Source organism: Sandaracinus amylolyticus (genome assembly GCF_000737325.1).
GTDB classification, from domain to species: domain Bacteria; phylum Myxococcota_A; class Polyangia; order Polyangiales; family Sandaracinaceae; genus Sandaracinus; species Sandaracinus amylolyticus.
This window is the reverse complement of sequence record NZ_CP011125.1, coordinates 2,792,931-2,805,950: the sequence shown is the minus strand read 5'-3', so window position 1 is coordinate 2,805,950 and position 13,020 is coordinate 2,792,931. Positions and strand designations below refer to the sequence as shown.

The 13,020-nt window shown below is 72.0% G+C and carries 12 protein-coding genes; 3 read left to right on the top strand and 9 right to left on the bottom strand.

Annotation, left to right across the window (positions count from 1 at the left end; translation table 11 throughout):
• Nucleotides 1-3: 3 nt before the first annotated feature.
• A complete protein-coding gene (ygfZ, locus tag DB32_RS11715; RefSeq protein ID WP_053232512.1) occupies nucleotides 4-927 on the bottom strand; it encodes a CAF17-like 4Fe-4S cluster assembly/insertion protein YgfZ in 924 nt (307 codons plus the stop codon).
• 214 nt (nucleotides 928-1,141) lie between these two features.
• Here ygfZ and DB32_RS11710 point away from each other — a divergent pair, with 214 nt between their 5' ends.
• The gene (locus tag DB32_RS11710; protein ID WP_053232511.1) at nucleotides 1,142-2,278 is read left to right on the top strand and encodes a CAP domain-containing protein; all 1,137 of its coding nucleotides are present in this window, start codon (nucleotides 1,142-1,144) and stop codon (nucleotides 2,276-2,278) included.
• A 27-nt stretch (nucleotides 2,279-2,305) separates the two neighbouring features.
• Here the strand turns inward: DB32_RS11710 and DB32_RS11705 are convergent, their stop codons facing one another.
• A complete protein-coding gene (locus DB32_RS11705; RefSeq protein ID WP_053232510.1) occupies nucleotides 2,306-3,367 on the bottom strand; it encodes a type I asparaginase in 1,062 nt (353 codons plus the stop codon).
• A 30-nt stretch (nucleotides 3,368-3,397) separates the two neighbouring features.
• Between DB32_RS11705 and DB32_RS11700 the strand changes: the two genes are divergently transcribed.
• Nucleotides 3,398-4,486 carry an alanine racemase gene (locus DB32_RS11700; RefSeq protein ID WP_053232509.1) on the top strand — a complete coding sequence of 363 codons (1,089 nt, stop codon included), beginning with the start codon at nucleotides 3,398-3,400 and terminating at the stop codon, nucleotides 4,484-4,486.
• Nucleotides 4,487-4,526: 40 nt separating this feature from the next.
• Nucleotides 4,527-5,021, top strand: a complete 495-nt coding sequence (locus tag DB32_RS11695) for a DUF2452 domain-containing protein (protein ID WP_053232508.1) — start codon at nucleotides 4,527-4,529, stop codon at nucleotides 5,019-5,021.
• A 1-nt stretch (nucleotide 5,022) separates the two neighbouring features.
• On the opposite strand, the gene DB32_RS11690 is transcribed toward DB32_RS11695, so the two are convergent.
• Genes DB32_RS11690 through DB32_RS11660 form a run of 7 tightly spaced genes read right to left on the bottom strand, consistent with a single transcriptional unit; the run spans nucleotide 5,023 to nucleotide 12,911 of the window.
• The gene (locus DB32_RS11690; RefSeq protein ID WP_053232507.1) at nucleotides 5,023-5,466 is read right to left on the bottom strand and encodes a VOC family protein; all 444 of its coding nucleotides are present in this window, start codon (nucleotides 5,464-5,466) and stop codon (nucleotides 5,023-5,025) included.
• Between the two features lie 54 nt (nucleotides 5,467-5,520).
• On the bottom strand, nucleotides 5,521-6,351 hold the full coding sequence (locus DB32_RS11685; RefSeq protein ID WP_075097508.1) for a helix-turn-helix transcriptional regulator: 831 nt from the start codon (nucleotides 6,349-6,351) through the stop codon (nucleotides 5,521-5,523).
• Nucleotides 6,351-6,941: a type 1 glutamine amidotransferase domain-containing protein gene (locus DB32_RS11680; protein WP_053232505.1), complete on the bottom strand. Its 591-nt coding sequence runs from the start codon at nucleotides 6,939-6,941 to the stop codon at nucleotides 6,351-6,353. Before DB32_RS11680 ends, DB32_RS11685 begins: the two co-directional genes overlap by 1 nt.
• Nucleotides 6,942-6,976: 35 nt before the next feature.
• Entirely contained in the window at nucleotides 6,977-7,660 is a 684-nt protein-coding gene (locus DB32_RS11675) for a DUF4336 domain-containing protein (RefSeq protein WP_053232504.1), read from the bottom strand.
• 13 nt (nucleotides 7,661-7,673) lie between these two features.
• Complete coding sequence (locus DB32_RS11670) at nucleotides 7,674-9,095, bottom strand: serine/threonine-protein kinase (RefSeq protein WP_169791419.1); 1,422 nt, start codon at nucleotides 9,093-9,095, stop codon at nucleotides 7,674-7,676.
• A 47-nt stretch (nucleotides 9,096-9,142) separates the two neighbouring features.
• Nucleotides 9,143-10,411, bottom strand: coding sequence for a sensor histidine kinase (locus DB32_RS11665; protein ID WP_053232502.1), 1,269 nt, complete (start codon nucleotides 10,409-10,411; stop codon nucleotides 9,143-9,145).
• A gap of 52 nt (nucleotides 10,412-10,463) precedes the next feature.
• Nucleotides 10,464-12,911, bottom strand: a complete 2,448-nt coding sequence (locus tag DB32_RS11660) for a glycogen/starch/alpha-glucan phosphorylase (RefSeq protein ID WP_053232501.1) — start codon at nucleotides 12,909-12,911, stop codon at nucleotides 10,464-10,466.
• Nucleotides 12,912-13,020 lie beyond the last annotated feature (109 nt).

Sequence of the window (13,020 nt, the reverse complement as noted above, 5' to 3'; positions counted from 1 at the left end):
GCGTCAGGCGCTCGCGACGACCGCGGTGACGCGCAGCGCGCCCTTGTCGCTCGTGAGCTCGGTGCCCGCGCTCGCGTGCGCGCGCTTCACGAAGCCGAGCGCGAGGGTGCGCGCGCGCTCGGGATCGCGCACCGCGCTGGTGATCTCGCCGAGCTTGGCGCCGCTCGCGTCGGTGATGCCGACGCCGGGCGCGAGCTCGGCGTCGCTCTCGAGGGCGACGAGGCGGCGGTTGAGCTGCCCGCGGTTCTCGAGCATGCACACGACCTCCTGGCCGAGGTAGCAGCCCTTCTGGAACGAGACGGCGCCCTGCTCGAGGCCGGCCTCCTGCGGGTACGTGTGCTCGCCGAAGTCGGCGAAGAGCGCGGGACGCGCCGCGCGCAGGCGCGCGAGCTCCCAGCCCTCCTCCGAGATCGCGCCGCCGCCGATCGCCGCGGCGCGCTGGGTGAGCGCGGCGAGCACCTCGTCGCGCTGCGCGCTCGGCGCGAGCACGTCGACGCCGCCGCGCCCGAGGCGATCGCACGCGTAGGTCTCGAGGCCGTCGGTCTCGACGTCCTTCGCGCGCGGGCCCTGCACCGTGACGAGCGCGACGCTCTCGTCGGTGACGAGCTCGACGTCCTCCATGATGACGTAGCGCTCGAAGTGCTCGAGCAGCGCCGCGAGGTTGCGCCGCGGGAGCGTCATCGCGAGGCCGCGCTCGCCGCGATCGAGCACGAACAGGTCGGCGAGCACGCGACCTTTGACGTGGATCGCGAGCGCGTACACCGCGTCGCCGGCGCGCGTGGTGCGGACGTCGTTGGTGATCTGCCCGTTCAGCCAGGTGCGCGCGTCGTCGCCACGCACCGACACGAGCACGCGATCCTCGAGGGCGCGCACGCCCGCCGTCGACTCCAGCCAGCCCGCCTCTCGCACCTGCGCGTCGCTCGTCATGCGGGCAGCTGTGCAGCGCTGATGGTGCAGCCGCAAGGGCGTGGTGCGTGAACGGGCGTCCACGCGATCCCCTGGCACGATCGGCGTCGTGGCGCGCTCCGAGGGCGGGCATGTGTCTGCTTTTCCGAGGCAATCGCCCCCTCCAGAGGCACGGCGTCACGTGGCGTGGGGATTGCTCGGGCCGGTGCACGTCTCCACACTGGAGAGAAACGCCATGCATCGAGCGCAGTCCGGTCTGGCCCTGTTCACCCTCGTCGCGCTGGCGACGATCACCGCGCCGGTCGCCGCGCAGACGCGCGACGCCGCGGGCGAGCAGGCGATGCTGGACGCGATCAACGCGCGCCGCACCGCCGCCGGCCTGGCGCCGCTCGCGCGGGACGCGCACCTGGAGGCGGCGGCGCTGGTGCACAGCGTCGAGATGTCCGATCGCGACGTGCTCGAGCACGTGAGCGAGCAGAGCGGGACCCCAGCCGATCGTGTGCACGCGGCGGGGCTGGGCATCGACGAGCTCGCCGAGAACGTCGCGATGCACCACACGTCGTCGGACGCGCAGCAGTCGCTCGAGGCGAGCGAGCCGCACCTCGCGAACATGCTGAACCCGCGGTTCACGCACGTGGGCATCGCGTCGGTGCACGACGATCGCGGGCTCTACGTGACGCAGGTGTTCGGGCGCATCGAGCCCGCGGGCGAGGCGCCGGCGGTGGTCGACGCGAGCGAGCCGCAGGTGGTCGAGGCCGCGCCGGGCGAGGCGACGGTCACGGTGGTCGAGCCGGAGATCGCAGCGCCGCAGGTGGTCGCGCCGCAGGTGGTCGAGCCGCAGATCGTCGCGCCGCAGGCGAGCGGGTTCGTCACGCAGGTGCCGCAGGGCACGCGGCCGACCGTGGTGGTGCCGGGGCCGACCGGGCGCGCGGTGTCGGGCTACTGGGTCTGCTCGCAGAGCCGCTGGTGGTACTACCCGATGCCGGCGGGGGCGCAGCCGGGGCAGCAGCTCGCGCCGGATCTCTCGGTGACCGGCGCGCCCGCGGGGTACGACGCGACGGGCTGCGTCGCGGGCACGACCGTGCAGCCGGTGCAGCCGCAGATCGTCGCGCCGCCGCCGCCGGTCTACACGCCGCCGCCGGTCTACGCGCCGCCGCCGGTCTACGCGCCGCCGCCGGTCTACGCGCCGCGCGTGTACTACCCGCCCCCGCCGCCGCCGCGCATCTACTACCCGCCCCCGCCGCGTCGCCGCGTGATCGTCACGCCGCCGCCCGGCACCGTGATCGCGCCCTACGCGCCGGTCTATCGCGGCGGCGTGCACGTGCAGGTGCCCGGCTTCCGCGTCGAGGGTCGCTGGGGCCGGCGTCGCTGACGTCGTCGTGAGCGACGGGCGCGGAGCTCAGCCGCGCTCGTCGGTCATCTCGCCGCGCAGCGGCGTGACCAGGCGACGGCGCACTTCGTCGCGCGAGAGGTCGCGCTTGCCGAGCAGCCAGCAGAGCTTGGTGAGCGCAGCCTCGGGCGTGAGATCGCCGCCGGGCAGCACGCCGGCCTCGGCGAGCGCGCGACCCGCCTGGTACGACGCGCTCACGGTGCCGTGCAGGCACTGGGTGACGTTGAGCACGATGACGCCGCGGCGCGTCGCGGCCTCGATCACGTCGAGCAACGAGCGCCGCTCGGGCGCGTTGCCGGTGCCGTAGGTCTCGAGCACCAGGCCCTCGAGCGGCGGGCGCAGGAAGTTCTCGAGGATGCTCTCGGTGATGCCGGGATAGAGCCGCAGCGCGGCGACGTGCGGCGAGAGCGACGCGTCGACGTGGAACGGCGTGGTGGGCATCGGGAGCGCGAGCTCGCGGTGGACGCGCAGCGCGATGCCCGCCTCGGCGAGCGGCGCGAGGTTGGGCGAGGCGAACGCGGCGAGCTCGGTCGCGTCGACCTTCGTCGCGCGGTTGCCGCGGAACACCTTGTGGTGGAACGCGAGCATCACCTCGGGCAGGCGCGAGCGCGCCGCGATCCACAGCGCCGTCAGCAGGTTGTCCATGCCGTCGCTGCGCACGCGCGAGAGCGGGATCTGCGAGCCCGTGAGCACGACCGGCTTGCCGAGCCCGTCGAGCAGGAACGAGAGCGCGCTCGCGGTGTAGGCCATCGTGTCGGTGCCGTGGAGCACGACGAAGCCGTCGTAGTCGTCGTAGCGCGCGCCGATGTCGGCGGCGAAGCGCGCCCAGTGCGAGAGATCGAGGTTCGCGGAGTCGAGCAGCGGGTCGTAGTCGACGACGTCGTAGCGGACGCGCGTCCCGTCCTCGAAGCGCGCGGTGGTGAAGCGCGGCTCGCTGGGATCACAGAGCATCGGTCGGCGCGCGACCTCTTCTTCGAGGGCGCCCGGCACCGGCGCGAAGCCACGCGGGCCTTCGCGCATGCCGATCGTGCCGCCCGTGTGCAGGACCAGGACCCGCGCGACGTCGTGCATGAGAGGCGCGCATGGTAGCAAGGGGTCTCGATGACGACGTTGCGAGAACTCCCGACGCCGTGCCTCGTGCTCGAGCGCGACGTGCTGGAGCGGAGCTGTGCGCGGATGAAGGCGCGCGCGGCGGCGCTCGGGGTGTCGCTGCGGCCGCACCTCAAGACGGCGAAGTCGATCGAGGTCGCGCGGCGCGCGGCGGACGGCGCGATCACGGTGTCGACGCTGCGCGAGGCGTCGTACTTCCTCGAGCACGGCGTGCGCGATCTGACGTACGCGGTCGGGCTCGATCCGGCGAAGATCGACGCGTGCGAGGCGCTCGTCGCGCGCGGCGCGAGGCTGACGGTGATCACCGACGACGTCGACGTCGCGCGCGCGCTCGCGGAGCGTGATCCCGCGGTGCGCGTGCTGATCGAGATCGACGTCGGACAGCACCGCGGCGGGATCGACGCGGAGAGCGACGAGCTGCTCGCGATCGCCGGCGTGCTCGCGCGAGGCCGCCGCATGCGGCTCGCGGGCGTGCTCGCGCACGCGGGTCACTCGTACGGCGCCGCGAGCATCGCGGAGATCACGTCGATCGCCGAGGACGAGCGAGCGCGCACGGTGCGCGCGGCGACGCGGCTGCGCGAGGCGGGGCACGACGTCGAGACGGTGAGCGTCGGGTCCACGCCGACCGCGGTGCACGCGGCGCACCTCGGGGGCGTGACCGAGCTGCGCGCGGGCGTGTACACGTTCTTCGATCGGTTCCAGCACGCGATCGGCTCGTGCGGCGAGGACGATCTCGCGCTGACCGTGCTCGCGTCGGTGATCGGGGTTCGGCGTGGCGAGGGCGTGGTGCTGATCGACGCAGGCTCGCTCGCGCTCTCGGCGGACCGGAGCATGGAGCGCTTCGGCGGCGGCTACGGCGAGGTGCGCGATCTCCGCGATGCGCCCCTCGGCGCGCGCGTGACGTCGGTCAACCAGGAGCACGGGATGATCGCGGGCGCGCCCTCGTCGCTGCGCATCGGGGATCGCGTGCGCATCCGGCCGAACCACGCGTGCATCACCGCCGCGATGCACGCGGAGTACGCCGTGGTCGCGGGCGACGAGCGCGTCATCGCGCGCTGGGATCGCGTGAACGGCTGGTGATTGACCCCGCGCCCCGAGGCACCCAGGTTTCCCGGCCCCGATGTCCGACGACACCAAGAGAGACGAGGGCGGCAAGCACCTCGGCCCCGCGTCCACGTCGCCCTACCCGATGTCGCGTCTCGCGCCGACCCACGATCTCGTCGACGTGGCGAAGCGCATCGCCGACGCCGACGCGATGATCGGCGCGACCGCGAGCGCGAAGCTGCGCGTCATCGCCGATCAGATCCAGGCGCTCCAGGAAGAAGCGCGGCGCATCCTCGAGGACACGCGGAAGGATCTCGACCTGCACCGGGCGCGCTGCAACTTCGTGCGGCGGCCCGGGCAGATCTATCACCTCTATCGGCGCGCCGACGGCGAGCTCTGGTTCTCGATGATCGGCCCCGTGGAGTGGGCGGGACGCAACGCGAGCGAGTTCGTCGGGAGCTACCGGCTCGAGCTCGATCAGTCGTGGACGCGCGTCGATCAGGGCGACGACACGAAAGACACTGGAGCGCCCGCCCCGCAGGAGCTCGTGCGCCGTCTGCTCGGCCAGTAGCTCACCCTTCGTCGTAGCTCGCGAGCAGGCGATCCATCTCGGCGCGCGGCACGTCGCGCAACGGCTTGCTCAGGATCCACAGGTGCCCGAAGGGATCCTCGACGCGGCCCTCGCGCGCGCCGTAGGGCTGATCGGCGATCGGGAAGATCACGCGCGCACCGCGACCGAGCGCGCGCTCGGCGACCGCATCGGGATCGTCGACGCGGAGACGCAGCACCACCGACGAGCCGCCGAGCGCGCGCGGCGCGACGTTGCGCCACTCGCGGTGCTCCTCGGCGAGCGTGAAGCGCGCACCGGCGATCTCGAGCGCGGCGTGGATCACGCGGCCGCTCGGGGTGGCGAAGCGCTCGATCTCGCGCGCGCCGAGCGCGCCCACGTAGAAGTCGATCGCCGCGGGCGCGCCCTCGACGATGAGGTGCGGGACCAGGGAGTGGTTCGTCGTCATGCAGGGATCGTGGCGCGCGCGGCGCGCTCGCGATTGGAAGAAAACGCCGCGCGATCACCCGAGGACGACGTGGTTCGGCTCTTCCGGGAGGCGCGGCACGTACGCCGACGGCGTGAGCCCCGAGAGCTCGCGGAACTCGTGCACCAGGTGCGATTGATCGTAGTACCCGCACTCCGCCGCGATGCGCGCCCACTCCACGCGCTCGAGCTCGGCCACGCGCGCGAGCACGCGCTGGAACCGGAGCACGCGCGCGTAGCGCTTCGGGGTCACGCCGACGCGCGCCACGAACGCCCGCACGAAGCGCTTCTCGCTGCTGCCGAGCGCGTCGGTGAGCGCGCGCACCGTCATGCCGTCGTGCAGCGCGCGCACGGCGCCGTGCACGTCGAGGTCGCGCCCGAGACGATCGATCGAGAGCCGCGCGAGGAGCACGCGCTCGAGCTCGCGCAGCACCTCGCCGCGCGCGTACGCCTCGAGCAAGCGCTCGCGCAACGTCGCGCCGTCCCGTGCCCACAGCGCGTCGAGCGGCACGTGATCGCGCGCCAGCGCGCTCGCGGGCACGCCGCAGAACGCCCACGCGCCGCCGGGCGCGAAGCTCACGCCGGCGATCGCGCGCTGCTCGATCGTGTCGATCGCGAACGGGCGATCGTAGATGCCCTGCATCCCCGCGCCGTGCATCCGGTGCGCGCGATCGAGCCCTGCGCCGTCCCACCAGCGCAGCTCGTCCTCGTGGAGGTTCACGAGGAGCTGCATCCCGCCGGTGGGCACGATGCGCTCGCGCGTGTGCGTGAGCGCGCCGGACTCGTAGCACCAGAGCCGAGCGACGTAGGGCGCGAGCGCGGGCGAGGGCTTGCGGGCGACGAAGCGCACCCCGCGAGCTTGCCGCATCAGGCGCGCGGCTGCTCGCGGCGCTCGTCCTTCGCGCGGCGGTGCGGGCCTTCCGCGATCTCTTCGATCAGCTTCGCGCAGAACGCGGCGAGGTCGTCCGGCTTGCGGCTCGTCACGAGGCCGCGATCGACGACGACCTGCTCGTCGACCCACTTCGCGCCGGCGTTCATCAGGTCGGTGCGCAGGCTCGGATACGACGTGACGCGCCGGCCCTCGACGACGTCCGCCTCGATCAGCGTCCACGGACCGTGGCAGATCGCCGCGATGGGCTTGCCCACCGCGTTCGCCTCGCGCACCAAGCGCACCGCGTCGGGGTCCATGCGCAGCTTGTCGGGATTCATCACGCCGCCCGGCAACACCAGCGCGTCGAAGTCGTCGACGATGGTCTCGCTGGTCGTCGCGTCGACCGCGACGTCGTCGGCCCAGTCGTGATGCTCCATCGCGCGGATCGCGCCCTCGTGCGGCGCGATGATGCGCACCTTCGCGCCTGCCTCCTCGAGCGCCTTCTTCGGCTCGTGGAGCTCGGATCGCTCGAACCCGTCCGTCGCGAGGATCGCGACCTTCTTCCCGCTGAGATCGTGCGTGGCCATGCGCCCACACGACGCAGCGCGCGTGCCATCTCGCGCTACTTCAGCCAGCGATATGCGTCGCGCAGGATCTCGCGGCCGCTCGCCTCGATGAGGTCGCCGTGCGAGAGCACGATGCGATCGAAGTCGCGCTCGAGCAGCTCGTCGAAGCTGCGCCGCGCCGCGCGTCGATCGCGGTAGAGCAGGCGCAGCGCGTACGCGAGGCCGGGCTTCTTCCAGATGCCCATCGTCTGGAAGTAGATGCGCGAGGGCAGGTGGTCAGCCTTCGAGAACTGCTCGACGAGATCGCAGCTCACGAGCGTGCCCGTGCTCGGGTGCACGAGCACCGTCTCCTCGAGCATCGAGCCCTTCATCACGACCGGCTCGAGCGTGCCCTCCCAGTCGGCGTGCGGCGCGGATCCGAGCGGCGCGTCGATGCGCAGATCCGAGCGCTTCGACGCGAGACGCGCGGGCGCGTGGAGGATCGCCTCGGGCCACGCCTTCTGGTGCTCGGCCGCGTAGAGGTGGTGGTAGAGGTTCGGCGCGACGATGTGCTCGACGCGCCCGAGCCGATCGATCTCGGCGCGCAGCGCGGGCGAGAGCGCGATCGGCGAGTGCACGAGCAGGCCGCCGCTGCGCAGTCGCACGACGGTCATGCGCGTGCCGAGGTGCAAGCCGAGGAACGTCAGCGGGCTCGAGACGGTCCAGATGCCGTCGGCGAACGGAACGAGGTGAGTGGTCATCGTGCTCGTGGGCTCAGGGCGCGGTGATCGCGGCCGCGGGCATGCGCAGGGTACCGCTCGTCCACATGCGCAGCGCGAGCCCCGCGCCGGTCGCGACGATCGTCACCGCGACGAGCGCGAGGCCGAAGAGGAGCCAGCCGCCACCGCGCGAGCGCGGCGCCGCGGGCTTCGGGCGCGGCGCAGGCGGTCGCGGTGCGGACGATGGCTGGCTCGGTCGCGTGAATTCGGGCGCCGACGTACGCGCAGCAGGTGGCGCGAGCATCGCGGGCGGCGGCGGCGCGACGTCCTCGAGGTGCATGCGCGTCGCGGGGATCGCGCTCTCGCGGCGCGGCGCGATCGTCGCGAGCAGCGGGTGTCGCGACAGCTCGCCGTCGTGCACGTCGGCGGCGAGCGCGGCCGGGCGCTCCGACTCGGGGCGCGTCGCGATCGGGTGCGACGCGCCGAACGGATCGACGAGCGGTGCCGCGCCGTCGGCATGGTGCGGCGCGGGTGTCGCGAGCTCGGGCGCCGGCATGTCGAGCTGTGAGCGCCCGGATCGCACACCGATCGCGTTCGCGTACGCCTCGGCGATCGCGCCCGCGGTCTGGAAGCGCTGCGCGCGCTCGCGCGCCATCGCGCGCTCGATCACCGCGCCGATCGCGGGCGCGAGATCCGGCCGTCGATGCGCGAGCGGCACGACGCGCCCTTCGAGCACGCACCCGAGCAGCTGGCCCATGTCTTCCGCGGGGTACGGCGAGACGCCGGTGAGCATCTCGTAGAGGAGCACTCCGACCGCGAACACGTCGACGCGCGGATCACTGTCGCGCGCCGACTTGATCTGCTCGGGCGCCATGTAGCGCGGCGTGCCGAGGATCGAGCCGGTGTGCGTGAGCGTCTTCGCGGCCGTGAAGCTCGACAGACCGAAGTCGACGATCTTGCAGGGCGGGCGTCCGCCCGCGACGAGCAGCACGTTCTCGGGCTTCAGATCGCGATGCACCACGCCGCGCAGGTGCGCCGCCGCGAGCGCGTCGCAGAGCGTGTTGAGCACCGGCACGATCTCGTGCGGGTGCATCGGGCCGCGACGCAGCCGCTGCTTCAGCGTCTCGCCGTGCAGCAGCTCGAGCGCGAGCCAGGGCATCGCGAACGCCTCGCCCATCGCGAGAACACGCACGATCGCGGGATGCCCGATCGACTCGAGGATCGCGGCCTCGCGTCGAAAGCGCTCGAGCGTCTCGGCGTCGCGCGCGCGCTCGCGGTGCAGCACCTTCAGCGCGACGTCGTGGCCGGACACGAGATCGTGGGCCTGCACCACGCGCCCCATCGCGCCCGCGCCGAGCGGTGGGCCGACGCGGAACCGATCGGCGAAGAAGGAGCCCGCCGCGAGCACCTCCACCATCACCGTCGATTCGTGGTCGTCCTCGGCCTCGACGCCGAGACCGAGTCGTGTGCTGCTCATCTCGGTCAGCATACGCGACGCATCGAGCGGCGCGAGCGCGGATCCGCTCAGCGCGTCGGCGCTTTCGCCGGAAGCTCGACGCGCGCGATGGTGCCGCGCCCACCGGGCGCGGGCGCGATGTCGATCGCGCCGCGCGCGCCGCGGACGATCGCGAGCACGGTGGGCAAGCCGAGCCCGCGGCCTGCGCTCTTCGTCGAGAAGTACGGCTCGAACAGGTGCGGCATCACCCCGGGACCGATGCCGGTGCCGTCGTCCTCGATCTCGATCGCGACACGACCGGGCGCGACCACGAGCGTGCGCACCTCGATGCGTCCGCCGGCGCGCGTCGCGTCGCACGCGTTCGCGACGAGGTTCAGCAGCACTTGCTCGAGGCGCACCATCGAGAGCGGCACGATCCATCCGGGCGCGTCGGGGATGATCGCGAGCCGCCGCTCGCTCGCGATCCCGCGCAACGACGGCACCGCGTCGTGGAGCGCCTCGTCGAGCTCGCAGTCTCCGCGATCGGTGGACGCGGCGCGGCCGACCTCGAGCAGATCACGAACCAGACGCGCGGCGCTGTTCGCGGCCTCCTCGATCACCTCTGCTTCCGCAGGCGGCGCGTCCCCGCGCGCGTTGCGGCGCAGCAGCGCCGCCGCCGACACGACCACCGCGAGCAGGTTGTTCACGTCGTGCGCGACGCCGCGCGCGAGCCGTGCGATCGCCTCGTCGCGCATCGCGTCGTGCATCGCGACTTCCTGCCGGCGCAGCGCCTCGTGCGCCTCGCGCAGATCGGCGGTCGCGAGCTCGAGCGCGACGACCTCCGCGACCGACACCGCGAAGTCCGCTTCCTCCGCGGTCCACGTGCGCGCCGGCCCGCGGTGCTCGTGACAGACCACGCCGACCACGACCCCGTCGCGGTAGATGGGCGCCTCGACGGTCGCCGAGATCTCGAGCGGCGCGAAGTAGCCGTCGACGAGGTGATGGGTCGCGTCGTCCTCGCGCACGCGATGCGCGGCGATCACCCGTCGATCGCACAGCATGCGCGCGTACGCGCCGAGGCTCTGCGCGGAGATCCAGCGGATGTCGTCCTCGGGCGCGCGCGGGTCGAAGATCTCGAGCGCGCGGAGCCCGCCTCCGTGCTCGCTCGAGAACATCCAGATGCTCACCCGCTCGACGGCGAGGCAACGCGCCGCGATGCGCGCGATGCGCGCGAGCTTCGCGGCGAGGGAGCTCGCGCCCTCGGCGTCGAGGTGCACGAGCCGCAGCCGCGCCTCGTCGAGACGGCGCGAAGCTTCGCTGGTCGTCTCCGGCCCCGCGTGCGTCGCCGGCTCCTCCACAGCTCAGTGTGTGAGCCCCGACGACGCGGATTCCAAGTCCAGGCGACCCGTCCTAAAGGACGCCCCAGATGTCCTTGGCGTACCCGCGGATCGTGTTGTCGCTCGAGAAGCGGCCCATGCGCGCGACGTTGAGCAGCGACATGCGCGTCCAACGCGGCACGTCGCGGAAGAGCTGCTCCGCGCGCTGCTGCGTCTCGACGTACGACGCGAAGTCGCCGAGCAGCAGGAAGCGATCGTTGTCGAGCAGCGACTGCGCGACCGGCCGGAAGCGGCCGGGCTCGTCGCGCGAGAACGCGCCGTGCGAGATGCCGTCGATCACCGCGCGAAGGCGCGTGTCGCTCTCGTAGAGCTGCCACGGCTGGTAGCCGGCACGCACGCGCTGGATCACCTGCTCCGCGGTCATGCCGAAGATCAGGATGTTGTCCTCGCCGACCGCGTCGGCGATCTCGATGTTCGCGCCGTCGAGCGTGCCGATCGTGACCGCGCCGTTCATCGCGAACTTCATGTTGCCGGTGCCCGACGCCTCCCATCCGGCGGTCGAGATCTGCTCGCTCAGATCGGCCGCGGGGATGAGCCGCTCCGCGTACGAGACGCGGTAGTTCGGCACGAAGAACACGCGCAGGTGCTCGCGCGCCTCGGGGTCCTCGTTGATCGTCTTCGCGACGTGGTTGATCAGGTGGATGATCCGCTTCGCCATGTCGTAGGCGCTCGCGGCCTTGCCACCGAAGATCACCGTGCGCGGCGCCTCGGGCTTCTCGCCCGCCTTGATGCGCTGGTAGCGGTGGATGACGTGCAGCACGTTGAGGAGCTGCCGCTTGTACTCGTGGATGCGCTTGATCTGGATGTCGAAGATCGAGCTCGGATCGCAGCGGAAGCCGTGCTCCTTCTCGAGGAACGCGGCGAGCTTCGCCTTGTTGTCGCGCTTGATCGCGCGGAAGCGCTCGAGGAACGCCGAGTCACCCGCGTGCTTCTCGAGCTCGCGCAGCTTCTCGAGGTCGGTCACCCACGCGTCGCTCCCGACCACCTCGGTGATCAGCTTCGCGAGCTCGGGGTTGCACTGCTGGATCCACCGGCGCGGCGTGACGCCGTTCGTCTCGTTCTTGAACTTGCCGGGGAAGAACTTGTCGAGCTCGGGGAACATGCGCTCGCGCAGCAGCTGCGTGTGGAGCGCGCTCACGCCGTTGACGCTGAAGCTGCCGACGATCGACAGGTTCGCCATGCGCACGTTGGGCTGCGGGCCGCGCTCGATGATCGCCATGCGCGCCTGGGCCTGCTCGTCGTGGCCCTGCGCGATCTCGATGCCGAGGCGGCGATCGATCTCGCGGATGATGTCGAGCTGACGCGGCAGCAGCCGATCGAGCATGTGGACCGGCCACGTCTCGAGCGCCTCGGGCATCAGCGTGTGGTTCGTGTACGCGAACGCGCGCTTCGTGATCGACCACGCGCGCTCCCACGTGAAGAGGTGCTCGTCCATGAGCAGCCGCATCATCTCGGCGACGGCGAGCGCCGGGTGCGTGTCGTTCAGCTGGAACACGCACTTCTCGGGCAGGTCGTCGAGCGAGCCCCAGCGCGCGAGGTGGCGCGTGACCGCGTCCTGCAGCGACGCGCTCACGAAGAAGTACTCCTGGCGGAGGCGCAGCTCCTTTCCCGGCGGGCCCGAGTCGTTCGGGTAGAGCACGCGCGAGATGTTCTCGGCGACGTTGCGCTTGTGCACCGAGCCGAAGTGATCGCCGGCGTTGAAGAGCGCGAGATCGAACTCCTGCACCGGGCGCGGCGACCATAGACGGAGCGTATTGACCACGCCGTTTCGATAACCGGGCACCGGGATGTCGTGCGCCTCGGCGATCACGTCCTGGGTGTCGACCCACGCGTAGAACGTGCGGCCGGTGGGGTCGACGCGCGGCTCGACGCGGCCTTCGTAACGCACCGTGTACGTCGTCTCGGTGCGCGACGTCTCCCACGGCGATCCGTGCAGCAGCCAGGTGTCGGGCTCCTCGACCTGCGCGCCGCCGACGATCGCCTGGCGGAACATGCCGTAGTCGTAGCGGATGCCGTAGCCCGTGCCCGCGATGCCGAGCGTCGCCATCGAGTCGAGGAAGCACGACGCGAGGCGACCGAGACCGCCGTTGCCGAGGCCGGGATCCGCTTCGGTCTCGAGCACGTCGTCGTACGAGAGGCCGAGCTCCGTGAGCGCGCCGCGCACTTCGCTCTCGATGCCGAGGTTGAGCACCGCGTCGCGCAGGAGGCGCCCCGGCAGGTACTCCATCGACAGGTAGTAGACGCGCTTCTTGCCGTCGTCCCACTGCGACTTCGTGCTGCCGAGCCACCGATCCGCGATGCGATCGCGCACCGCGCGCGCGACCGCGTGGAAGACGTCCGACGCGCTCGCGCGGTACTGGTCGCGCATGCGCGTGTGCGCGAGGTGGTGGACGATCGACTGCTTGATCGAGGGCTGGTCGACGGGGAGCGGCGCTCCCGGGATCGGCTCGCGGATCTTCATGCCGGCGCAGTGTCGGATCGATGCGTCACGCAGGCAAGCGTCGCGCATCCGTTCAGGTCATTCGGGGGATCGCCGCCCCGATTGGATCCTCGCGTCGAGGTCGCGCGGA